This window comes from Streptomyces rubiginosohelvolus, from assembly GCF_014649875.1.
Classification (GTDB): Bacteria; Actinomycetota; Actinomycetes; order Streptomycetales; family Streptomycetaceae; genus Streptomyces; species Streptomyces rubiginosohelvolus.
Genome location: NZ_BMTW01000011.1, coordinates 132,315 through 153,809, shown reverse-complemented (window position 1 = coordinate 153,809; position 21,495 = coordinate 132,315). Strand labels below are relative to the sequence as shown.

General features: G+C 73.7%; 21 protein-coding genes and 1 riboswitch. Of the genes, 4 read left to right on the top strand and 17 right to left on the bottom strand.

What is annotated here, in order from left to right:
- Positions 1-11 precede the first annotated feature (11 nt).
- A complete protein-coding gene (locus tag IE134_RS23625) occupies positions 12-1,265 on the top strand; it encodes a sulfite oxidase (RefSeq protein WP_098896158.1) in 1,254 nt (417 codons plus the stop codon).
- 27 nt (positions 1,266-1,292) lie between these two features.
- Here the strand turns inward: IE134_RS23625 and IE134_RS23620 are convergent, their stop codons facing one another.
- Positions 1,293-1,961: an adenosylcobinamide amidohydrolase gene (locus IE134_RS23620; RefSeq protein WP_229823718.1), complete on the bottom strand. Its 669-nt coding sequence runs from the start codon at positions 1,959-1,961 to the stop codon at positions 1,293-1,295.
- Between the two features lie 282 nt (positions 1,962-2,243).
- On the opposite strand from IE134_RS23620, the gene IE134_RS23615 reads away from it, so the two are divergent.
- Positions 2,244-3,299, top strand: a complete 1,056-nt coding sequence (locus IE134_RS23615; protein WP_030712998.1) for a PRC and DUF2382 domain-containing protein — start codon at positions 2,244-2,246, stop codon at positions 3,297-3,299.
- Positions 3,300-3,416: 117 nt separating this feature from the next.
- On the opposite strand, the gene IE134_RS23610 is transcribed toward IE134_RS23615, so the two are convergent.
- From IE134_RS23610 to IE134_RS23555, 12 genes are all read right to left on the bottom strand, one after another.
- Positions 3,417-4,196 (bottom strand): ABC transporter ATP-binding protein, encoded by a 780-nt coding sequence (locus IE134_RS23610; protein ID WP_030712995.1) that lies wholly within the window; start codon positions 4,194-4,196, stop codon positions 3,417-3,419.
- Complete coding sequence (locus tag IE134_RS23605; protein WP_030712991.1) at positions 4,193-5,284, bottom strand: FecCD family ABC transporter permease; 1,092 nt, start codon at positions 5,282-5,284, stop codon at positions 4,193-4,195. Before IE134_RS23605 ends, IE134_RS23610 begins: the two co-directional genes overlap by 4 nt.
- Positions 5,281-6,318, bottom strand: coding sequence for an ABC transporter substrate-binding protein (locus IE134_RS23600; RefSeq protein WP_189431618.1), 1,038 nt, complete (start codon positions 6,316-6,318; stop codon positions 5,281-5,283). Before IE134_RS23600 ends, IE134_RS23605 begins: the two co-directional genes overlap by 4 nt.
- A 60-nt stretch (positions 6,319-6,378) precedes the next feature.
- A riboswitch (cobalamin riboswitch) is annotated at positions 6,379-6,565 on the bottom strand.
- A gap of 108 nt (positions 6,566-6,673) precedes the next feature.
- Entirely contained in the window at positions 6,674-7,897 is a 1,224-nt protein-coding gene (locus IE134_RS23595; protein ID WP_126932456.1) for a beta-ketoacyl-[acyl-carrier-protein] synthase family protein, read from the bottom strand.
- Entirely contained in the window at positions 7,894-8,169 is a 276-nt protein-coding gene (locus IE134_RS23590) for an acyl carrier protein (RefSeq protein ID WP_010061703.1), read from the bottom strand. The genes IE134_RS23595 and IE134_RS23590 overlap by 4 nt, the downstream gene beginning before the upstream one ends.
- Positions 8,170-8,263: 94 nt before the next feature.
- Entirely contained in the window at positions 8,264-10,288 is a 2,025-nt protein-coding gene (locus tag IE134_RS23585; protein WP_030712982.1) for an acyl-CoA dehydrogenase family protein, read from the bottom strand.
- A gap of 61 nt (positions 10,289-10,349) precedes the next feature.
- Positions 10,350-11,606: a beta-ketoacyl-[acyl-carrier-protein] synthase family protein gene (locus tag IE134_RS23580; protein ID WP_098018546.1), complete on the bottom strand. Its 1,257-nt coding sequence runs from the start codon at positions 11,604-11,606 to the stop codon at positions 10,350-10,352.
- The gene (locus IE134_RS23575; protein ID WP_189431616.1) at positions 11,590-12,624 is read right to left on the bottom strand and encodes a beta-ketoacyl-ACP synthase 3; all 1,035 of its coding nucleotides are present in this window, start codon (positions 12,622-12,624) and stop codon (positions 11,590-11,592) included. The genes IE134_RS23580 and IE134_RS23575 overlap by 17 nt, the downstream gene beginning before the upstream one ends.
- A 184-nt stretch (positions 12,625-12,808) precedes the next feature.
- The gene (locus IE134_RS23570; protein ID WP_189431614.1) at positions 12,809-13,741 is read right to left on the bottom strand and encodes a carbohydrate kinase family protein; all 933 of its coding nucleotides are present in this window, start codon (positions 13,739-13,741) and stop codon (positions 12,809-12,811) included.
- Positions 13,725-15,152, bottom strand: a complete 1,428-nt coding sequence (locus IE134_RS23565; RefSeq protein ID WP_189431612.1) for an MFS transporter — start codon at positions 15,150-15,152, stop codon at positions 13,725-13,727. Before IE134_RS23565 ends, IE134_RS23570 begins: the two co-directional genes overlap by 17 nt.
- Complete coding sequence (locus IE134_RS23560; protein WP_098894777.1) at positions 15,149-15,757, bottom strand: helix-turn-helix domain-containing protein; 609 nt, start codon at positions 15,755-15,757, stop codon at positions 15,149-15,151. The genes IE134_RS23565 and IE134_RS23560 overlap by 4 nt, the downstream gene beginning before the upstream one ends.
- Positions 15,758-15,836: 79 nt before the next feature.
- Positions 15,837-16,406: a PadR family transcriptional regulator gene (locus tag IE134_RS23555; protein ID WP_030712965.1), complete on the bottom strand. Its 570-nt coding sequence runs from the start codon at positions 16,404-16,406 to the stop codon at positions 15,837-15,839.
- A 118-nt stretch (positions 16,407-16,524) separates the two neighbouring features.
- Here IE134_RS23555 and IE134_RS23550 point away from each other — a divergent pair, with 118 nt between their 5' ends.
- A complete protein-coding gene (locus IE134_RS23550; RefSeq protein ID WP_030712959.1) occupies positions 16,525-16,950 on the top strand; it encodes a nuclear transport factor 2 family protein in 426 nt (141 codons plus the stop codon).
- Positions 16,951-16,959: 9 nt separating this feature from the next.
- On the opposite strand, the gene IE134_RS23545 is transcribed toward IE134_RS23550, so the two are convergent.
- The gene (locus IE134_RS23545; RefSeq protein WP_189431610.1) at positions 16,960-17,832 is read right to left on the bottom strand and encodes a substrate-binding domain-containing protein; all 873 of its coding nucleotides are present in this window, start codon (positions 17,830-17,832) and stop codon (positions 16,960-16,962) included.
- Positions 17,833-18,046: 214 nt separating this feature from the next.
- Here IE134_RS23545 and IE134_RS23540 point away from each other — a divergent pair, with 214 nt between their 5' ends.
- Positions 18,047-18,874: a M12 family metallo-peptidase gene (locus IE134_RS23540; RefSeq protein ID WP_189431608.1), complete on the top strand. Its 828-nt coding sequence runs from the start codon at positions 18,047-18,049 to the stop codon at positions 18,872-18,874.
- 24 nt (positions 18,875-18,898) lie between these two features.
- On the opposite strand, the gene IE134_RS23535 is transcribed toward IE134_RS23540, so the two are convergent.
- The 3 genes from IE134_RS23535 to IE134_RS23525 form a co-directional block, all read right to left on the bottom strand.
- Positions 18,899-19,834, bottom strand: a complete 936-nt coding sequence (locus tag IE134_RS23535) for a YihY/virulence factor BrkB family protein (protein WP_030712952.1) — start codon at positions 19,832-19,834, stop codon at positions 18,899-18,901.
- Between the two features lie 137 nt (positions 19,835-19,971).
- Positions 19,972-20,289 (bottom strand): cupin domain-containing protein, encoded by a 318-nt coding sequence (locus IE134_RS23530; protein ID WP_029182394.1) that lies wholly within the window; start codon positions 20,287-20,289, stop codon positions 19,972-19,974.
- A gap of 80 nt (positions 20,290-20,369) precedes the next feature.
- Positions 20,370-21,377, bottom strand: coding sequence for a LacI family DNA-binding transcriptional regulator (locus IE134_RS23525; protein ID WP_030712950.1), 1,008 nt, complete (start codon positions 21,375-21,377; stop codon positions 20,370-20,372).
- Positions 21,378-21,495: the final 118 nt, after the last annotated feature.

The window sequence follows — 21,495 nt, the reverse complement described above, 5'->3', positions numbered from 1 at the left end:
AAGGAGTTGCCATGAGCCCGGTGCCGACCGAGGACGTCTACGACCGGATACGGATGCGGCAGTGGTCCCGCGGCCGGGCGCGTTCGGCCGGGATCGACCGCCGCGACCTGCTGAAACTCGTGGCGGCGGCCTCCGCCGCCGTGCCGCTGGCCTCGGTCTCCGCACCCGCCCGCGCGGCCGACGGGCTGCCCGGCGTGGTCAAGCCGCTGCCGCCGGAGCTGTTCACGCTGCGCGGCACCAACGCCGAGACGAACTTCGCCGCCCTCCGCGAAACCGGGCTCCTCACCCCCGCCGACCGGTTCTTCGTCCGCAACCACACCGCCACCCCACGCATCGACCGGGCGGACTGGAAGCTGACGGTGTGGGGCGACGGGCTGCGGGGCGGCCCGGTGGACTTCACGTTCGCGGATCTGCTGGCCCTGCCGCAGGTGACCCGTACCGCGTTCGTGGAGTGCGCGGGCAACGGCCGCAGCTACTTCACCTCGCAGCAGGGACAGACGGTCAGCGGCACCGCGTGGACGCTCGGGGCGATCGGCACGGCGCGCTGGCGCGGGGTGCGGCTGGCGGACGTCCTGCGCCGGGCCGGCATCGGGCGGCACGCGGTGGACGTGCTGCCGCGCGGCCTCGACGCCGAGGTGGTCACCGACGGGGTGAACCTGGGCCGGGTGCGCCGCCCGCTGCCGGTGGCCAAGGCGCTGGACGACGTCCTGCTCGCGTACGAGATGAACGGCGAACCGCTGCCGCCCGACCACGGTCGTCCGGTCCGGCTGATCGTGCCGTCGTGGGTCGGCATCGCCAACATCAAGTGGGTCGGCGACATCGAGGTGAGCGCCGAGCCGCTGCTCACCCCGTGGAACACGGGCCTCTACCGGCTGTTCGGCCCCGGGCATCCGCCGGAGGGCAGCCCGCCGCTGACCCGGCAGTCGCTGAAGAGCGCCTTCGAGCTGGCCCCGGGGGCCGCATTCCCCGCCCACCGGCGTGCGCTGCTGACCGGGCGTTCCTGGTCGGGCGGGGCGCCCGTACGGGCCGTGGAGGTCAGCACCGACGGGGGTGCGCGCTGGCGGGCGGCCCGGCTGCGGGACGAGCCGCGGGCCGGGAGCTGGGTCCGGTGGACGGCCGACTGGGTGCCGAGGGAGCGGGGGCCCGCCGTGCTGCTGGCGAGGGCGACCGACCGTTCGGGGCGCAGGCAGCCGGTGGCCACCGCGCACAACACCCAGGGCTATCTGTTCGACGCGGTGGTGCGGCACCCGGTGACGGTGACCTGAACCCCTTCGGTGGTGGACCCGGCCCCGTCACGCGGCCGGGCGGGCTCCGGCCAGTACGGCGCCGTGCACGGCGCGGGCGATCCGCGCGCCCCAGGTGGAGCGGGGTCCGGCGAAGGGCTCGCCGCCGTGGGGCCCCGGTTCGGGGGCGGCGACGCACACGGCGTCGGTCGGGGTGCCCGAGCAGTCGAGTCCGGCGTCCAGGAGGGCCTGGACCTTGGCCTCGGTGGCGGTGGCGACGGCGTTGACGAGGGCGGCGTCGGAGAGCGCGGCGGGAAGGGTGACGACGATGTTGACCGTGCCGGGCCGGAACGCGGGCGCCCGGTCGCCGTGGGGGGCCGCCGCCCATCCCCGTACGCCGAGGCCCGCCGTGACGGTCGCCGTGACGCCGCCGTCCCGGGCGGTCGTGTACGCGGCGACGTCGGCGGCGGTCATCAGCCCGGCACCCGGGCCCGAGAGCCCTTCCGCCGCGGCGATCTCGGCGAGGTGACGGTCCGGGTCGAGGCGCGGGTAGCCGCCGGGGACCTGGGCGTTGAGGATCCAGGCCCGGGAGCCGATGCCCCCGCCGAGGACCGCGCTGCTGCACACCCGCACGCCCGGCCCCAGCCGCCACACGAGGTGGTGGAGGTGGTGCCCGTCCTCGCGCCGGTCGCGCAGTTCGCCGCGTTGCGCGGGCAGCCCGAGACGTACGGAAGAGATGGCGCACCCCTGGTGGCTCGGCGGGTCGGCGGTGGTCCGCCCTGCGGCCGCCACGGTCCGCCGATCCTATGCGAGCCCCGGCCGCTCACCCGATTGGCCTAACGCCATCCGGAGCGGCCCGGTACCGCCGCGCGGGGCCGGGGCCCCGCACCGGGCTTGCCGGAGCCACGATCGGGGCGGGCGGGCGGTTGCAGCGTCCAAGCGGGTGAGGCGCGATGGAATCCGGACGCGCCACCTCCGGTGGAGCCAACCACAGGGCGTGCCCGAGAGGAGGAATCGGTTATGGGAGCCGCTGACGGTTTCACGGATTCCGGAGAACTCGACGGTCTGACCGTGTACGACAACGACGGCGAGAAGGTCGGCAGCGTGGGCCGGGTGTACGTCGACGACGACACCGGCAAGCCCGACTGGATCACGGTCAAGACCGGCATGTTCGGTATGAAGGAGAGCTTCGTCCCGCTCGCCGGAGCCCGTCGAGTGGGTTCCGACCTGCACGTCGCCCATCCGAAGGAGAGCGTCAAGGACGCGCCCCGGGTGGACGCGGACGCGCACCTCTCCGTGGCCGAGGAGGAGGAGCTGTACCGGCACTACGGCCTGAGCAGGAAGTCCGGCAACCTCGGTGACAACCGGCCGGGCGGCACGGACGCGCCGACCGTCGCCGGGACCGGCGCGATGGGCGCGGCGGGTGCCGCAGGCGCCGCGGGCGCGGCCCGGGGCACCGGAACGCCCCCCACCGCCAAGGCGACCGGGAAGGCGACCACCGCCGGGACGAGCGCCGGGATGGCCGGCGCGGGAACGACAGGAGCTGCGGGCATGGCAGGAGCAGGCAGCGGTAAGGGCAGGCACCGCGATACGGAGGCCTCCACCACGGAACGCCCGCTGGCGGGCGCCGGTGCGGGCACGTCCCGGGCGGCCGACATGAGCGGCAAGGAGGAGATGATCCGCTCCGAGGAGCAGCTGCACGTCGGCAAGGAGGAGTACGAGAGCGGCAAGGCACGGCTGCACAAGTACGTGGTGACCGAGGAGGTCACCCGGACGGTGCCGGTCTCCCACGAAGAGGTGCGGGTGGTCCGTGAACCGCTCCAGCCCGGCGAGAAGACCACCGGGACCACGGACTTCGGCGAGCAGGACGTCGAGGTCACACTGCACGCGGAACGCGCCACCGTACGCAAGGAGGCCGTGCCGGTGGAGCGGGTCCGGCTGGAGACCAACCGGGTCACCGAGCAGAAGGAAGTCTCGGCCGAGATCCGCAAGGAGAAGATCGACTACGCGGACGGCAAGGACATGGGCACCGGCAAGGACGCCGGTGGCGAGTTCGGCCAGGGGCGACGCCGCTGACCCGCACGACCTCAGGTGGCCGGAAGGCCGCTCCCACGTCCTCGGCCGCCGGGCGGGCTCGCAGTTTCGAGTCCGCCCGGCGGGCTGTCCGGGGGCGTTGTCCGTGTGCCCGTCCGGTCAGCGGCGCGGCAGGAAACGTACCGAGGGGCGGCCGTCGGGACCTTCCGGGGTGACGACCGCCCGCACTCCGTAGACGTCCCTGATCAGTTCCTCGGTGATGACCTCGGCCGGGGTGCCTCCGGCGACGACGCGGCCGGCCTTCATCACGGTGATCCGGTCGCAGAACATCGCGGCCAGGTTGAGGTCGTGCAGCGCTACGACGCTGGTGACGGGGAGGTCGGCGACCAGGGCGAGCAGATCCAGCTGGTGCTGGATGTCGAGGTGGTTCGTCGGCTCGTCCAGGAGGAGTTCGCGGGGCTGCTGGGCCAGGGCACGGGCGATCTGGACGCGTTGGCGTTCGCCGCCGGACAGGGTGTGCCAGGACTGCCCGGCGCGGTCCGTGAGCCCGGTGCGCCGCAGCGCGTCGGAGACGGCGTCCTCGTCGGTGCGGTCGGGGGCGGACCAGGCGCGCCGGTGCGGGATGCGGCCGAGGCGGACGACGTCCAGGACGCTGAGGTCGACCTGGGTGACCGCGTGCTGGTCGACGACGGCGATCCGGCGGGCGACGGTGCGGCGGCCGAGACCGGCGAGGGGGTCGCCGTCCAGGGTGACGACGCCGGTGTCCGGGGCGAGCAGGCCCGCGAGGATCCGCAGCAGGGTGGATTTGCCGGAGCCGTTGGGGCCGAGGAGCCCGACGGTCGAGCCGGGCGGCGGGGTGATGGCGACGCCGTCGAGGATGAGCCGGCCGCCGGCCTCCCGGCCGACACGGTCGGCGCGCAGGCCCGTGGGAACGCTCATGATGTGCTCCGGGTGCGGTACAGGACGAGGACGAAGGCGGGGACGCCGATCAGCGCGGTGACCACGCCGACCGGTACTTCCTGCGGGTCGAGGACGGTCCGGGCGAGGGTGTCGACCCAGACCAGGAAGATGGCCCCGGCGAGCGCGGTGACCGGGAGGAGCCGCCGGTGTCCGGAGCCGGTGAGGGCGCGGGCGGCGTGCGGCAGGACCAGGCCGACGAAGCCGATCGCCCCGGCAGCGCTGACCAGGGCGGCGGTCAGCAGGGCGGTGGTGCACAGCAGCACGATCCGGGTTCGGGCGACGTTCACGCCGAGCGCGGCGGCGGCGTCCTGCCCGAAGGCGAAGGCGTCCAGCGTACGGGCGTGGGCCAGGCAGACCACCAGGCAGACGGCGAGGACGGCGGAGCACAGGGCGACCTCGCTCCAGCCGACGCCGCTGAGCGAGCCGAGGAGCCAGAACAGCACCCCGCGGGTCTGCTCGGCGTCGGCGGAGGTCATCACGACGAAGGAGGTGAGGGCGGAGAAGAGCTGCATCGCGGCGACGCCGGAGAGGACGACGCGGTCGGTGGAGCCGCCGAGGGTGTGGCTGAGCAGCAGCACCAGGGCGAAGGAGAGGAGCGCCCCGACGAACGCCCCGGCCGACAGCGACACCGCTCCCCCGCCGACCCCGAGGACGACCACGACGACCGCTCCGGTGGAGGCGCCGGAGGAGACGCCGAGGACGAAGGGGTCGGCGAGCGGGTTGCGCAGCAGCGACTGCATCACCGTGCCGCACACCGCGAGCCCCGCGCCGCACACGGCGGCGAGCAGGGTACGCGGCATGCGGAGGTTCCAGATGATGCCGTCCCGGATCGGGCTGAGGTCACTCGCGCCGAACCCGAGGTGAGCGGCGACGGTGGACCAGACGTCGGGGACGGAGATCCGGGCGGGCCCGATGGTGACGGCGACCGCGACGGAGGCCAGGAGGAGGAGCAGTCCGCCGCCCCACAGCAGCACGGTGACCGGCGCGCCGACCCGGGCGGGAACGTCCGGGCGGGCGGCAGGCGGCGCGTCGGCCGTCTTCGCGGCCGTACGGCTGTCGGTGCTCACCCCGCGAGCCCGAAGTCGCGCAGTCCGGCCGCGACACGCTCCAGTCCCTCGACGGTCCGGATGGTGGGGTTCATGGCCTGGCCGCTGAGCAGCACGTAGCGGCGGTTCTTGACCGCGTCCATCGTCTTCGTGACCGGGTTGGACTCCAGGAACTCGATCTTCTTCTCGGCGCTCTCGGCGGTCTGCATGGTGCGGCTGAGGTCGCCGATGACCAGGACGTCGGGGTTGCGGTCGGCGACGGTCTCCCAGCTGATCTGGGGCCATTCGTCCTGGGTGTCGTCGAAGACGTTCTTCGCTCCGAGTTCCCTGGTGATGACGCCGGGGGCGCCGCAGCAGCCCGCGAGGTAGGGGGCCTTGGAGTCGGAGAACCAGTAGAGGAGGGAGGCGTCGATGCCGTCGGTGGCCTTGTCCACCCGGGCCCGGAGCTTCTTCACCAGGGCGTCGCCGCGTTCGGGGACGCCGAACACCTGGGCCAGTTCGCGTACTTCGGTGTAGACGCTGTCCATCGTCAGGGGTGCGGTGCGGGCTCCGTCGCCGCCGCCGCTGTTGTCCTTGCCGACGCAGTCGGCGGGCGAGACGTAGGTCGGGACGCCGAGCTTCTCGAACTGTTCGCGCGGGGCGACGCCGCCCTTGGCGAGGGTCGAGGCGAAGGAGGCGGAGAGGAAGTCGGGCTCCTTGTCGAGGACCTTCTCCGAAGAGGGCCGGTTCTCCGATATCCGCTCGACGCCCGCGTTGGCCTTCTCCAGCCCCTTCATCACCGGGTCGCTCCAGGTGGCGGTCCCGGCGAGCCGGTCGGCCAGGCCGAGCGAGAGGAGGATCTCGGTGGACCCCTGGTCGACGGAGACGGCCTGCTGGGGCGGGGCCTTCACCGTGACGGTGCGCCCGCAGTTCTTCAGCGTGAGCGGGAAGCCCTCGGCCTTCTTCCCGTCGGCGGCTCCGGTGCTCCCGCTCTCGCCGCAGGCGGTCAGCAGGAGGAGCCCGGCCGCGAGAAGGGCGGCGGTACGTATCGGGGCGGGGGTGGCCGTGGACAGCACGAAGGACCTCTGTGTCTCTGGGCCCAGCCGCGGAGCCCGTCGTACGGTTCCCGTGCCCCGGTGCGGGCGCGGGTGCCAGCAGGTCTTCGGACTCGGGTTCGTCCGGGCGGGACGCCTTCCCGGAGCACGCGTGTGCTCCAGTGGCCGTGGCCCCGCCCGTCCCCCTCACCGCTGCGCGTCAGTTCCGGATTCGCACCGGATTCCCTGACCCCGTCGCTGGGGTTCGACTGGCCCCGGCAAGCTATCACGCGTCTTCTCGCAGCTCGGGCGCGGTGCGGCGGGTCACGGCCGCGGGGCCGGTACGGCGCGGGGTCGGCCCGCCGTACCGGCTGTGCGGATTCCGCTCGGACAGGCCCTACGGAGTCTGGAGGGCGATCACCGCGTTCTGGCCGCCGAAACCGAAGGAGTGGCTGACGGCCCGTCGTACGGGGACCTCGCGCGCGGTCTTGGTGACACAGTCGATGGCGAACCCGGGCTCGGGGGCGTCCAGGTTCGCGATCGGCGGGATCACCCCGTGCTGGATCGTGAGGATCGTCAGGCCGGCTTCGATGGCGCCGGCCGCCCCCATGCAGTGGCCCAGTACGCCCTTGGGGGCGGTGACAGGCGGCCGGTGCGGGTAGGCCCGGCCGATGAGGGCGGCTTCGGTGGCGTCGCCCTGCGGGGTCGACGTGCCGTGCGCGTTGACGTGGTCGACGTCCTCGGCCCGCCAGCCCGCGTCGTGCAGCGCGGCGTCGACGGCCGCCCGCGCGACCTCCCCCGAAGGGTGCGGGCTGGTGGGGTGATGGGCGTCGGTGGTGGCCCCGGCGCCCGCGATCAGCGCTCGGGCGGAGGCTCCTCGGGCGCGGGCCTCATCGGCCCGCTCCAGGACCATGATCGCCGCGCCCTCGCCCATGACGATCCCGGTCCGGTCGGCGGCGAAGGGGCGGCAGAGGCGGGCGGGGTCGCCGTCCCGCGGTGCCGCGGCGCCGGAGCGGGCGAAGCCGGTCATGGCGACGGGGAAGACGATCGACTCGGTGGCCCCGGCGATGGCGATGTCGCACTGGCCCAGCGTGAGCATGTCCCGGGCCACCGACAGCGCGGTCACCCCGGACGAGCAGGCGGTGCACGGGGCCAGACTCGGCCCGGTGGCCTTCATCGCGATGGCGATCTCGGCCGCGGGCATGTTCGGGATGGTCAGCAGGATGCCCGAGGGCGAGGTGGCCTCGGGGCCGCGCCGCTCCAGGGCGACGGCCTGTTCGGTGAGTCCGGCGGATCCTCCGCTGCTGGTGCCGACCACGACGGCGACCCGGGCCCCGTCCCAGTGCGCCGGGTCGAGCCCGGCGTCGGCGACCGCCTCCCGGGCGGCCAGGAGGGCGAACTTGACGTACCGGCCCATGCGGAAAGCGGACCGGCCGCCGACCGCGTCGTCGAGGTCGATGCCGGAGACCGTACAGGCGAAGTCGACGGCGCAGCCTTGCAGTTCGGGGACGGTGCGGGCGGGTGAGACGCCGGCGCGGACTCCGTCCCAGGTGGTGTCGGTGGTGTGGCCGACCGGGGTGATCATCCCCAGTCCCGTCACGGCGATGGCGGGTCGTTTCATCGGGTGTTGCTCACCGGCACCGTCGCCTCGGCCGCCGTGCTGCCGACGGCCTCGTCGATGTACGCGGAGATGTCGGCCAGCGTGGCGTCCTTGTAGAGCTTCTCGGAGTCGGCGTCGACGCCCAGGGTCTCCTTGATGATGACGGCGAACTCGGCGACCGCGAGGGAGTCCATCTCCAGGCTGTCCATGGTGGACTCCGGCAGGACCTCGTGGGCGGGCACCTTGAACGTCCCGGTCAGCACCTCGGTGATCTTGGGGTGAATGGTCTTCATGGCGATTCCTCTCATCGGGTTCGTCGAGATCGTCCGAGCGGCGGGAAAACCGGTGCCGCCCACCGCCCGAAATAACTGGATGACGATCTTCCGGTTACGCCTTCCGGCGAACCGATTCATCTACGCTCACCTGCGGCTTCTCGAACCATCGGGAGAGCACCGATGTGGTTCCCCAGTACGCCAGGAGGACCCCACGGGTGCCGAGCGCCGCGACCTTCTCGCGCAGTGGGCGCCTCCGGCTGCCGCAGACGGGCCGCCGGAACTCCGCCGCCCGCCCCCGGATTCCCGCCCTGCGGCTCCGGTGCCACGCCCCATCGGGGTCGTCGTAGACGTCCGCGTACCGGGGTCCGGCGATCGGCCAGTCCGACATCAGGCGCTCGGGCAGGGCGAAGGTCGCCACCAGGGCGGGGGTGTGTCCGGCCACGACGACGGTCGCCTCCTCCACCGCGTCGGGCAGAAAGGTGACCTGATCGGCGGTCAGCCGTCCGGAGGCGAGCAGGTCGCCGCTGTTGCGGGCGATCCACCGGAGGGCGAAGAGCCGGCGCAGCTCGGTGAGCCGATCGCGCGCCGCGCCCCCGGGCAGGGTGGCGACCGCCTCGGCGTACGCTTCGTCCGCCTGCCGGTAGGCGTACGCCTCGACGCCGCGCAGCGCGGCCGACGACGCGGCGTTCCAGCGCCCGAGCGGGTCGCCGGGCGGGGCGGCGCTCATCCGCGTCCGGGCGCGGTCGAACCAGAGGTCCTCGACGGCCGCGAACAGCCGGCCGAGGAAGGCGGGGTCGTCCAGGTCGCCGGGGCCGTCGTCGTCGGCCGTGTCCCGGTCGGTGGCGCTGAAGAGCATCTCGGCGGCGGCCTTGGCGTGGACGGCGAGGTTGTCGCCCTCGGCGGTGATCGCGCCCTCGATGCCGGTGATCAGCTCGGTCATTCCGTTGTTCTCCAACAACCCCTGGGCTCCGCACCGTTCGCGGCATTCGACGATGACGTCGCGGGCCTGCCAGGTGATCCACCCCTTGGCGACGGCCACCAGGCGTTCCGCCTCGCCCCGGTCGGTCTCGGAGGCCGACTCCCAGCCGTCCAGGGCCCTGCGGTGCAGCAGGCTCATCGCGTAGACGGTGGCCATCGCTCCGGCCAGGGGGGCGTGGTGGGTGCGGTGCGCGTACACCGGGATCCGCCGGGCGGCACGCGATCCCGAGATCATCCGATGGCCGGCGTACCGGACGGCGATGGCCAGGGTGACCCGGGCGGAGCCGACCGCGCAGGCGCTCATGGAGAGCTTGCCGGGGGTGACCCTACCGATGGAGGCGAGGAACCGCCTTCTGCGGTTAGGGACTTCGCTGCGGAACCGGCCGTCGTCGCCGATCCGCCCGTGCTGTCCGGCGAGGAGCGCATCGCGGGGGACGAAGCAGCGGTCGAAGGAGGTCAGGCAGTGGTCGACCGGGGAGCCCATCCGGGCGGGCAGCCGCCGCACCCGGACGCCGGGCAGGGCGCGGTGGGCGTCGGTGAGCGGGGCGAGGAAGAGGAAGACGCCGTGGTCGGCGCCGTCGGCGAGCAACCGGGCCGCCACCACACCGGACTTGGGACCCCCGGCGGGGCTGGTGTTGGGCATGAACTTCTGTGCCCCGGCGTGCGGGGTGTGCAGGACGAAGCCCTCGCGTTCGCGGTCGTACGTCGCGGTCGTCTCGATGGCCGCGGCGTCGTTGCCGTGCGCCACCTCCGTACAGAGGAAGGTGCCCACCCGCCGCAGGGCGAGGAAGTCCGACAAGTCGCGCCGGGTGTCGGCGTCGTGGTCGAGGAGGCTGCCGAGGAAGAGGTTGTAATGGATGCCCGCCACGGTGGTCAGCGCCGGGTCGGCGGGGCCGAGCCACTCGTGGAGGGCGGCCAGCGCCCGGGGGTCGGCGGCCAGCCGCGCGCCGCTGTCGAGCGCGTTGTTGAGGATGCGCAACCGGTGGTAGGAGAGGGCGAGTCGTTCGTCGGGGGTGCCGCCGCCGGGGCGGCGAAACGGTTCTGTTGTCAGCAGGCCGCGCCAGAATCCGTGCTCCTGGCGGAAGTTCGGCCCGAAGAGCACTGCGGTGAGCAAATCGTTCGTGGACGGCGAGGCCGCGTCGTTCGTGGGTACGGTCACAACAAAGTAACGATCAAGGAACGGCGAGGACACCCCCGCCGTCCCGAAATGCCCCCGTATATCAGGCTCGTTGGAAGGCCAGTACGACGTTGTGGCCGCCGAAGCCGAAGGAGTGACTGAGCGCCGTCTCGACCCGCCGGAGACGGGGTTCCTTCGTCACACAGTCGAGGGGGAAAGCGTCGGGGAGCGCGTCCAGGTTGGCGATCGGGGGGACGGCGGAACGTTCCAGCGTCAGGACGGTGGCCACCGCCTCGATCGCGCCCGCCGCCGCCAGGGTGTGTCCGGTGACGCCCTTGGGCGCGGTGACCGGCGGCCGGTGCGGGAAGAGCCGGGAGATGAGGGTGGTCTCCATGGCGTCGTTGAGGGGGGTGGAGGTGCCGTGGGCGTTGATGTGGTCGACATCGCCCGGCGTCCAGCCCGCCTGGTCGAGCGCCGCCTGTACCGCCCGCTCGGCGCCGTGACCGTCGGGGGCCGGGGCGGTGGGGTGGTGGGCGTCGGTGCTGGAGCCGGCCCCGGCGAGCAGGGCGCGCGTCCTGCCGCCCCGGGCGCGTACCCCCTCCTCGCGCTCCAGGACGAGCATGGCGGCGCCCTCGCCGATGACGAAGCCGTCCCGGTCGGCGGCGAACGGGCGTGAGGCGGCGGCCGGTTCGGCGGTACGGGTGGACAGCGCCCCCATCCGGGCGAACGCGGTCACCACCAGTGGGGTCAGCACCGACTCCGCGCCGCCCGCGACCACCACGTCGCAGCTGCCGCCGAGCAGCAGATCGCGGGCGACGGCGACGGCCGTGGCCCCGGAGGCGCAGGCGGTGGCGGGGGCGAGGCTCGGGCCGCCCGCCTTCAGCGCGATGGCGACCTCGCCCGCCGCCGCGTTGGGGATCATCATCGGCACGAGGAGCGGGGAGACCGCCTCGGGGCCCGAGGCGGCCAGCTTGGCCGCGTTGTCGACGAGTACGGAGACGCCGCCGACGCCCACGCCGAGCACCACGCCGACCCGGGTGCCGTCCCATCGGGCCGGGTCGAGGCCGGCGTCGGCGACGGCCTGCCGGGCGGCGACCAGCGCCAGCTTCACGAACCGGGCCATCCGCCACACCGACCGGCCGCCCACCGCCGCGTCCAGGTCGATGCCGTCGACCGGGCAGGCGAAGTCGACTGGCAGGCCCGCGAGTTCCTCGATCCGCCGGGCGGTGGACCGCCCGGAGCACAGCCCCTCCCAGAAGCTGTGCTCGTCCGCCCCTGCGGGTGTCACGAGGCCGACCCCCGTCACCGCGACGGCGGTGCCGGCTCGGGCCTCGGTGCCCTGATCAGCGGGGAGCGACATGCTGTGTTCCTTCCATAGATTCCGTGCACATGGTCTGCGGGGTCCCGGGCCAGCGAAGTGCCGCCGAACCCCAGGTCAGTCCGCCCCCGAAGGCGGTGAGCAGCACCCGGTCGCCGGGGTGCAGAAGCCCGTCGTCGGCCGCGTCGGCGAGGGCCAGCGGGATGGAGGCGGCGCCGGTGTTGCCGACCCGCTCCAGATGGGTCACGCAGCGCTGGGGCGCGATGCCGACCCGCTCGGCGACGGCGCGCAGGATCCGGGCGTTGGCCTGGTGCGGCACGAAGCGGTCGACCTCGGCCGGGTCCCAGCCGACCCGGTCCAGGAGCGTCCGGCAGGAGCCGGTCATCCGCTCCACGGCGTGCTGGTAGACGGTGCCGCCCTGCATCCGGAAGAAGCCGTCGGTCAGGCCCGCCGGCTTTCCGTTCGCCCGCGCGCGGGCCCCGCCGCCCGGGACGGTGATCAGGTCGTAGCCCGTACCGTCGCTGCCCAGGTCGAACGCGAGCAGCTCCCCGGGATCGCCGCGGCGCCCGGCCGCGACCAGGGCGGCGCCCGCCCCGTCACCGAAGACGACACCCGCCGAACGGTCGGCGGGGTCGAGCCAGGTCGAGTAGACGTCGGCCCCGACGAGCAGGATCCGCCCGTAGAGGCCCGAGGTGACGAGACCGTGACAGACGGCGAGTCCGTAGACGAAGCCGCTGCACACGGCGGCGATGTCCAGCGCCGGTACGGTGCCGAGCCCCAGCCGGGCCGCGAGCGCGGGGGCGGTGCCGGGGCACAGGTGGTCGGGGGTCGCGGTGGCGAGGACCACCGCGTCCACCTCACCCGCCGCCGGGGCGCGGGCCAGCAGCCGGGCGGCCGCCTCGAACGCGAGGTCGCCGGTGGCGACGCCCTCTCCGGCACGGTGCCGGCTGCCGATGCCGGTGCGGCGGCGGACCCAGGCGTCGTCCACGCCCCAGTCGGCGGGCAGCCATTCGTTGCCGACCGGCTCCCCCGGCACCCAGCCCGCCACGCCCTGCAGCACCGCCGTGCGCGCCCCGGCCGCTAAGACGCCCGCCCGCGTCCCCGGCTCCGTCCCGCTCCTCGCCACCCGTCGCCCCGTTGCCACCCGTCGCCCCGATCCCGTTGTCGTACTGCATCGGGTTGACGAACGGTGGAACGTCTCACGAGGGTGCGTTCGACTGCGCCGAACGGGTCATGACGTGGCGTCAGTTGACGCCGAGCGCCTCGCGGAGCTCGTCGGGCCCCGGCGGGTTGGCCCCGGCCCGGGAGACGGTCACGGCGGCGGAGGCGACCGCGTGGCGCAGGACGTCGGCGACGGTGCCCCGGTCCACGGCGTGCAGCCGGTCCCGGGCGTCCGGGCCCAGGAGCCCGTGCGCGGCGAGGGCGTGGAGGGTCCCCGACATGAAGGCGTCGCCCGCGCCTACGGTGTCGGCGACCTCGACCGCCGGGGCCTTGACGGTGATCCGGCCGCCGCGGAACAGGGCGGACGCGCCCGCCTCGCCCCGGGTGACGAGGACGAGGGCGGGTCCGGCGGCGAGCCACCGCCCGGCGATCCGCTCCGGCTCCTCGTCCGGGTGCAGCCACCGCAGGTCCTCGTCGCTGGCCTTGACGACGTCGCTCAGCGCGACGCAGCGCTCGACGCGATCCACGGCCCGGGCGCGCTCGCCCATCAACTCGGGCCGCACGTTGGGGTCGTAGCTGACGGTGGCGGCGGCCCGCAGCGACTCCAGGGCGGCCAGGACCGTCGCCGCCCCGGGTTCGACGACGGCCGCGATGGAACCGGTGTGCACATGCCCCGGCACCCGGTCGAGCGGGACGGGACCCAGGGTCCAGCCGACGTCGAAGGCGTACGTGGCGTGCCCCTGGCCGTCCAGGGTGACCACGGCCGAGGGGGTCGGCCCGGTGGCGTCGTCGGTACGGACCTCGACCCCGGCGGCGGTCAGATGGTCACGGATGAGCCGCCCGTGGCCGTCGGCGCCCAACTGGGTGTGCAGAGTGGGGTGGTGGCCGAGCCTGGCCAGTCCGTACGCGACGTTCGCGGGGCTGCCGCCGGGGTGGACCCGGTCGGCCCGGTCCGGCTGCCGGACGATGTCGGCGACGCATTCGCCGATGACCAGCGGCTCAAGTCGGTCGGGCATGGGGGTGGATCTCCTCGGGTGCGGTGTCGTGGAGCGGCCCGGCGGGAACAGGGGCGGCGACCGGGCCCCCGGTCGCCGAGGGGCCGTGGTGGGGCGGGGCCGGGGCGGCGCGCCTGACCCAGAGCAGCGCGCCCGCCAGTACGGCCGTGGCGGCCAGCAGCCAGGGCAGCGGGCCCGGGGGCAGGGCGCCCGCGCCCAGTCCGGCGCCGGCGGCGACCAGTTGCAGGGAGAGCGACTGGACGGAGAGGGCGGTGGCGCGGCCCGAGGCGTCGACGCGGCGGTGCAGCAGATCGTTCTCGTTGGGGCCCGCGGCTCCGAGGCCCAGGTAGACGAGTCCGTAGCCGGTGACGGCGACCGTCGTGGCGAGGGGGCTCATCGTGTGCGTGGTGAGGCCGAGCAGGGTCAGCCCCAGCGCCACCAGCCCGAGGCTCGCGAGCACCGCGCGCTCGCTGCTTCCGGTGAACCGGGCTACGAGCGGGGCGAGTTGGCTGCCGAGGGCGGAACAGAGGAACCCGGCGCAGGCGAGCCCGGCGAAGACCAGCGCGCCGGATTCGGCGGTGCCCATGAGGGCGGCGGCCCGGCCGGGGGTGAGGAGTTCGACGGCGGCGAGGGCGGCCCCGGCGGCGCTCGCGGTGAGCAGGATGCGGCGGATCAGGGCGTCCCGGGCGCCGAGCCGGAGCCCGGCGGCGATGGCAGCGGGCACACCGCCCATGACCCGGCGCAGGGTCGTCCGGGGCCGGGGAGGTTCGGGCAGGGCGCTCAGCACGTAGAGCACGAAGACGCCTTCGACCAGGGCGCCGAGCAGGGCGGGCAGGGAGAGCGGGATGACCAGGCCGACGGTCGTGTCGGCCAGCCACTCCCCCGGGCCGGGGGCGAGGCCGAGCAGCCAGGGCAGCCCGCCGCCGAGGAGGGTGCCGAGCGCGAGGGCGGCCGAGGTGGCGGAACTGCCGCGCGCCAGGCCCGTACGCAGGTCGGCGTCGGGTCCGGCGTGGGTGTGGACGGTGTCGACGTACCAGGCCTCGGCGGGTCCGCTGGACAGGGCGCGGGCGAGACCCATCAGGCCCATGCCGAGCGCGATGGCCCAGCCCGCCGCGCCGAGGCCGATGAGGGTGAAGGCGGTGAGGTTGAGCAGCCCGGCGATGGCCAGGACGGGGCGCCGCCCGATGACGTCGGAGAGGCCGCCGGTGGGCAGCTCCATCGCGGCGGCCGTGAGGGAGTGCACGGCGTAGAAGCCGGCGATGGCCGCGAGACCCATGCCGCGTTCGGTGAAGAGGAGCACGCCCGTCGCGATGGACATGCCGATGGGGAGCCAGAAGAGGAAGGAGACCGTGACGTAACGGCGGCGCGCGGTCGCGCCGTCCAGGCCGCCGTGGCCCGGGGAGACGGCGGCGGGGACCGGCCGGCCGGTCATGAGCCTTCTCCGGCATCCGTGGCCTCCGGGGCCAGCGGAAGCCCTGCCGTGAACAGGACGACCTGTTCGGCGCGGGGATCCTGGGCGTCACGGGCGGTCAGCTCGGCCGTCTTCGCGCGGAACACCTCCCACAGCTCGGCGAGGGACTCCGGGGTCAGCCGGGGCATCAGGTCGCTGAGCCCCGACGGCTCCTGCCATTCCTCACCCAGCCGGCCGCTGTCCAGGTCCGCCTCGTGGCGGTCCAGGGACTGCTGGAGGTGCTCGATCTGTCGGCGGTGCAGGACGCTCAGGATCACGCTGCCGCCGGGGCTGGCGTGCATCGCCTCGTTGCTCCACGAGGTGACGTCGTGCACGGACTTCCAGCGGCGTTCCCTGCTGTCTCGGTGGTCGGCCTCGGCGACGAACGCGTACTTGGCGAGCACCCGCAGGTGGTAGCTGGTGGACGCCGAGGACTCCCCCGTCCTGACCGCGAGCTCGCTGGCGGTGGCCGGGCCGTGCTGGCGCAGCAGTCCGAGCAGGGTGAGGCGCAGGGGGTGGGTGAGGGCCTTGAGGGCGGCCCCGTCCTGCGCCGGATCGAGTACGCGACCGCTGTCTTCGCTGTCCATGGCAGCAGCGTAGGCTGACGGAAGCACTTTCCCAAAGAGTTTTTGCAGAATATTTTTGGGAAAGTTGGGGAGTCGGTCGTCAGACCTCCCCTCCGGCCGCTCGCCGCGCCCGCAGCACCTCCATCACATCCCGGCACCAGTCGCGGTTGGCGCGTTCGAAATCCCGCCCGCGGCGGCAGGTGAGATACGGACCGACGCGCGCCCCGCGGAGCAGGAACTCCGCCTCGCCCAGGCCGCCGCGCATCCTGCGCAGCTGCTCCTCGAACAGCGCGGCCTTGGCCTCGGCGAACGCGTACCGCTCGGTGAGCCGCTCGATCAGCACGTCGGCGTCGAGATGATCGGCCGCCTGGACCTGGACCAGCAGGTCCTCCCGCAGGAACGCGGGCTTGGCGGCGGCGGACGCGAAGCCCTCCAGCTCGGCCAGCCCCTCGCCGGTCACGCGGAACAGCCGCTTGTTGGGACGCCCCTCCTGGACGACCTCGCGCCCGGCGACCAGGCCCTCCTTCTCCAGCCTGGCCAACTCCGCGTAGACCTGCTGCGGCAGGGCGTGCCAGAAGTTCGCGACGCCCGCCGCGAAGGCCTTCGTCACCTGGTAGCCGCTCAGCTCCTCGTCGAGCAGCGCCGCCAGCACCGCATGGCGCAACGCCATCGGACCGCCTCCCTCTCCACCGGGCCGGGACAGATCCCCGTCCACCCCTGTCCGGAACACCGGCCCTCATGATAGTCAAGAAACTGACTAGTCACTTTCTTGACTATGAGGAGGACACATGACCACCGCAGTGGACCGTTTCCGTGCCGCCGTCGACAACCGCGACCTCGGCGCCCTGGACGATCTGTTCACCGAGGACATCCGGCTCTACAGCCCGGTGAAGTTCACGCCGTTCGAGGGCCGGGCGGCGGTCCTGGGACTGTTCGGCGTCCTGCTGCGCACCTTCGAGGACTTCCGTTACGTCGGCGAGTTCGCGGGCTCCTCGCAGACGAGCGCCGACGGGACCGAGGCCCCGTCGGCGGTCCTGCTCTTCCGGGCGACGGTCGCGGGCAAGGAGATCCACGGCATCGACCTGGTGCATCTGGACGAGGACGGACGCATCAAGGAGTTCACCGTGATGGTCCGCCCCGCCTCCGCCGTACAGGCGCTGGGCGAGGCGGTGCTCGCCGGACTGGTCGCCGACGGCCTCGTCCCCGCCCCGTAGAGCCTCGGCTCAGCTCGCCCGCGCCGCCTCCAGGGCGTCCGCGACCAGGTCCAGGAAGCGGGCGTGGTCGCGGGGCCCGTAGAGGGGCTCGGGGTTCCACGGGACGACGGGCGTCGGCGTGCCCTCACTCCCCCGCAGCTCTTCCAGGGGCGCGGCGTGGGCGCGGATGTCGGTCAGGATCACCTCGGGGCGCAGCGCGAAGGTGTCGGCGCGGTCGAGCGTGGACCAATTGGCCCCCGGGCCTTCGGCGGGCTCCACGAGCCGGACGCCCAGTTCGGTGAGGACCCGCAGTTCGGGCCACATCCTGGGGCGCGCGACATGGGCCTGGTCCGGGCCGGCCGGGGAGAGGGCGAGCACCCGGGGCGCGTCGGCGGAGGTGGCGGCGACGACGGCGCGCAGCCGCTCCCGGGCGGCGTCGAGGTCCTGGTCCGCGTCCGGCCGCCCGGTGGCGCCGAGCGAGCGGGCCAGTTCGGCGAACCGGTCGCCGATCTCACCGAACGTACGGGCCTGGCTGACGTCGAGGACGACCACCGGGACCCGCTCCTCCAGGGGCTTGGCCGTCTCGGGGGCCAGCCCGTAGACATGGCCGCCGCCGTAGCTGACGGCCACCACGAGGTCCGGCTCGGCGCCCAGCAGCCGCTCGACGCCCAGGGCGCTGCCCGCACCCACGTACTCGACGTCGGTGAGCGGCAGGGTGCCGGTCTTCGCCGTGTCGGGGTCGGGTCCGTCGTGGTCGGAGCCGAAGATGGCCACCGGCCGGATCCCGAGGTCCCACAGGGTCGCCCCCGCCTGGATGTAGGCCAGCACCCGCCCGGGCGGCCGGGGCGCCGTCGACTGCTGACCCCGGTCGTCGGAGAACCGCCATTCGCTCTGTTCCGTCACGTCACACACGCCCCTCTGCCGCCGACTGCCGTTCCATTCGTGCGAGTTCGTACACGTGTACCTGCCCACCTCCTCACCGCCACACCCCTCTGGCCAGCGAATAAACGGCCCGTCGCCGGGGGCGGGCCCAACAGGCGCGCAACGTCACGGAGTGTTAAAAGTGAGTCACTTTCAGCTATCGGGCGGCGCCCCTCACGGACGGAGTCGACTCCCCATGCGCGCGAACCTCGTGAAGGCAGTTCTGGCCGTCGGCATCGGTGCGTCGCTCTGCGCGGCCTCCGCCACCGGGCGCGCCGCGGCGGAAGCGCCGCGGGCCGCCCCCTGCCCCGTGGTCGACGTGCTGGTCCTCTACACACCGAAGGCCGCGCGGCAGGTGGGCGGCGAGCACCGGGTGCCCGCCTCGGCCCAGCGGATCGCGACACGGATGAACCGGTCCCTGGCGGGTGGCGGGCTCTGCGGCATCATCCGCGTCGTCCACCCGCACACGGTGACCGGTTACGAGGGGTCGGAGGAGTTCCGTGCCGCGCACGCCCTCCTCAAGGACCACACGTCGGCGGGGGTCGGACGCGAGGCGCACGAGCAGCGGGCGCGGTACGGCGCCGATCTGGTCACGCTGGTCGTCGACCGGCCGGAGCGGGGCGGCGGCACGGCCGACTACACGCCCGCCCTCGACAGCTCCACGGACGAGTACGCCTACGCGGTCGTCGACGTCGACGGGATCGACCTGGACTCGGCGAGCCACGAGATCGGCCACAACCTCGGCCTCGCCCACGACCGTACGACGCTGGCGGGCAACCCGGACGGCTCGATGAGCGTGAGCCGGAACCGCCCGTACAACACCGGCTGGGTCACCGCGGACGGCACCCACTACACGATCATGGCGTACCGCTCCGCGTGCGGGGACCACTGCCGCCGTATCAGCCGGTTCTCCAGCGCGACGGGGACGTGGCAGGGCCACCGGCTGGGCGACGCGGACAACGACGGCGTACGGGTGCTGCGCGAGACCATGCCGGTCGTCGCCGGGTACCGCACCAAGGGGTGAGCCGGGGAACGCGCCCGGCCCGGCTCAGCCTGCGGCCGGGGCGGACCCGTCCGCGTCCGTGCCGGGATCCGGCTGCGGTTCGGGACGCCGCAGCTCGACGTTGAACTGGGCTCCGGCCAGCAGGGAGAGGTTGGCGAACCAGACCCAGATCAGGAAGACGACGAGCCCGGCGAGCGATCCGTACAGCCGGCTGTAGCTGCCGACCTGGGTCGCGTAGAGGGCAAACAGCGCCGATGCGGTGAGCCAGCAGAGCGCGGCCAGTATCCCGCCGGGCAGGCCCCGGCGGACACCCCGTGCGGAGCGGGGGCCGGTGCTGAACAGGACCATGATCAGGCAGGCGACGAGGAGGACCAGCAGCGGCCACTTCAGCGCCGCCCACAGGGTCTCCCCCTCGTGCGGCAGGCCGACGCGACGTCCGAGCCAGCGGGCCAGCGGGCCGGTCATGACGAGGGCGAAGGCGCTGGTCATCAGCAGGAGGAGCAGGCCGATCGCCGAGACGACGATGATGTGCGCCTGGCGCAGGGGCGGGCGGTTGTCCCGGACGCCGTGCATCGCGTGCATCGCGCGGCGGAAGACCGCGAGGTAGCTGCACGCGGACCAGACGGCGCTCACGGACCCGGTCGCGACGAGCAGCCAGACGGCGGAGCGCTGCTCGGTCGCCGCTTCCAGCGGCCTGCGCAGCGCCTCCCCCGACTCGGCGGGCGCGAACGCGGTGATGTCGGAGATCAGGGCGCTGGTCGCGTCGGGATTGGCGAGGCCGATCACGGACACGGTGACCAGGAGCGCCGGGAGCAGGGCGAGGATGGCGTAGTACGTGAGGGCCGCGGCCCAGTCGGTGATGTCGTCGTTCCACAGCGAGACCGGGGTACGGCGCAGAGCGGTGAGCCAGGAGCGGGGCGGGGAGGCGTGCCCGTCGGCGGGGGCGGTGCTGTCCGCGGCGGACGCGGTCTGGGTGGGCAAGCTGGTACTCCGGGGACGTGGGTGGCTGTGGTGACCGGGGTGACCTGCCCGTTCCCGGACGTGCCGACCCCGCTCGATCCTCTCCTGCCACGTCGTGGCCGGGACACACCTGGGGGTGTCCGGCGATCGGTGTCCGGTCAGTCGTTGACGGCGGTGAGGAGGACCACGGCGTCGCTGAGCGCCAGCAGCCCGTGCCGTTCCTGCGGGATCGGGTGCAGGGTTCCGGCGGGCAGTTCCGCGTCGCCGGACGCGGCGGTGAGGCGGACGCCGCCGCGCAGGACGAGGAGCGAGGCGGCGGGCGGCGCGTTGTGCTCGTCGAGCGCGGTCCCCTCGGTGAGGGCGATCACCGTCTGCCGCAAGGGGGGCTCCTGGAGCACGAGGTGGGCGCTGCGGCCGTGTGCGGAGGCGCGGGCGGCGGTCAGGTGTTCCTCGGCGAGTGCGTTGAGGTCGTCCATGTGCCCCACTGTGCCGCAGCCGCACGCACCCCGCGATCCTGGCGTGCCCCGTCGGCGGTGGATGGACCGGTGCTCCGGGCTCAGCGGGGCGCCTGCGCGGTGGAGCCCCGGACCACCAGCTCCGGCTCGAACAGCAGCTCGTCCGGCGGGAGCGATCCGCCCTGGATGCCGGCGCAGAGCAGTTCGACGGCGGCCCGGCCCATGGCCTCGATGGGCTGGCGGATGGTGGTGAGCGGGGGTTCGGTGCAGTTCATGAACGCCGAGTCGTCGTAGCCGACGACGGAGACGTCGGACGGCACGCCGAGGCCGCGCCTGCGGGCCGCGCGGACGGCGCCGAGGGCGAGGGGGTCGCTGGCGCAGATGATGCCGGTGACGCCTCGCTCAAGCAGCCGGGAGGCCGCCGCCTGGCCGCCCTCCAGGGAGAACATCGAGCGCTCGACGTGCGCCTCGGTCAGCTCACCGCCGGTGGCCGACGCGACGGACCGGGCCGCGGCGAGCTTGCGGCGGGAGGGAACGTGGTCGGAGGGGCCCATCACCACGCCGATGCGCTCATGGCCGAGGGAGGCCAGATGGCGCCAGGCGCGCTCGATCGCGACGGCGTCGTCGCAGGAGACACAGGGGAAGTCCAGCCCCTCTATGGGGGCGTTGATCAGTACGACGGGGATACGGCGCTCGGCGAGCCGGTGGTAGTGCTCGTGGGCCTCGTCGGCCTGGGCGAACAGGCCGCCGGCGAAGACCACCCCCGAGACCTGCTGCTGGAGCAGAAGGTCCACGTAGTCCGCCTCGGACACCCCGCCCTTGGTCTGGGTGCAGAGGACGGGGGTGAGCCCCTGCTGGGCGAGGGCGCCGCCGATCACCTCGGCGAAGGCGGGGAAGATCGGGTTCTGCAGTTCGGGCAGGACGAGGCCGACGAGCCGGGCGCGCTCGCCCCGCAGTTGGGTGGGGCGCTCGTAGCCGAGGACGTCCAGGGCCGTCAGCACGGACTGCCGGGTGGCCCGGGACACCCCGGGCTTTCCGTTGAGCACCCGGCTCACCGTGGCCTCGCTGACCCCAACCTTCTTGGCAACCTGAGCAAGTCGTCGCGTCATGCCGCAAGGTTAGCGCAAGTAGCGCAAAGACTTGACTTATCAACGCAAGGATTGCACGCACAGGGGGCACTTCCCAGCCATCGGGAAGCGCCCCCTTGCGATCACTCCGCGACCCCTC

Bases quoted from the DNA above. Each gene is read 5' to 3' on its own strand.
- IE134_RS23570 (WP_189431614.1), bottom strand. From the start codon at position 13,741: ATGCCCGACCGACTTGAGCCGCTGGTCATCGGCGAATGCGTCGCCGAC.
- IE134_RS23615 (WP_030712998.1), top strand. From the start codon at position 2,244: ATGGGAGCCGCTGACGGTTTCACGGATTCCGGAGAACTCGACGGTCTG.
- IE134_RS23565 (WP_189431612.1), bottom strand. From the start codon at position 15,152: ATGACCGGCCGGCCGGTCCCCGCCGCCGTCTCCCCGGGCCACGGCGGC.
- IE134_RS23550 (WP_030712959.1), top strand. From the start codon at position 16,525: ATGACCACCGCAGTGGACCGTTTCCGTGCCGCCGTCGACAACCGCGAC.
- IE134_RS23625 (WP_098896158.1), top strand. From the start codon at position 12: ATGAGCCCGGTGCCGACCGAGGACGTCTACGACCGGATACGGATGCGG.
- IE134_RS23540 (WP_189431608.1), top strand. From the start codon at position 18,047: ATGCGCGCGAACCTCGTGAAGGCAGTTCTGGCCGTCGGCATCGGTGCG.
- IE134_RS23595 (WP_126932456.1), bottom strand. From the start codon at position 7,897: ATGAAACGACCCGCCATCGCCGTGACGGGACTGGGGATGATCACCCCG.
- IE134_RS23560 (WP_098894777.1), bottom strand. From the start codon at position 15,757: ATGGACAGCGAAGACAGCGGTCGCGTACTCGATCCGGCGCAGGACGGG.
- IE134_RS23525 (WP_030712950.1), bottom strand. From the start codon at position 21,377: ATGACGCGACGACTTGCTCAGGTTGCCAAGAAGGTTGGGGTCAGCGAG.
- IE134_RS23530 (WP_029182394.1), bottom strand. From the start codon at position 20,289: ATGGACGACCTCAACGCACTCGCCGAGGAACACCTGACCGCCGCCCGC.
- IE134_RS23555 (WP_030712965.1), bottom strand. From the start codon at position 16,406: ATGGCGTTGCGCCATGCGGTGCTGGCGGCGCTGCTCGACGAGGAGCTG.
- IE134_RS23610 (WP_030712995.1), bottom strand. From the start codon at position 4,196: ATGAGCGTTCCCACGGGCCTGCGCGCCGACCGTGTCGGCCGGGAGGCC.
- IE134_RS23590 (WP_010061703.1), bottom strand. From the start codon at position 8,169: ATGAAGACCATTCACCCCAAGATCACCGAGGTGCTGACCGGGACGTTC.
- IE134_RS23580 (WP_098018546.1), bottom strand. From the start codon at position 11,606: ATGTCGCTCCCCGCTGATCAGGGCACCGAGGCCCGAGCCGGCACCGCC.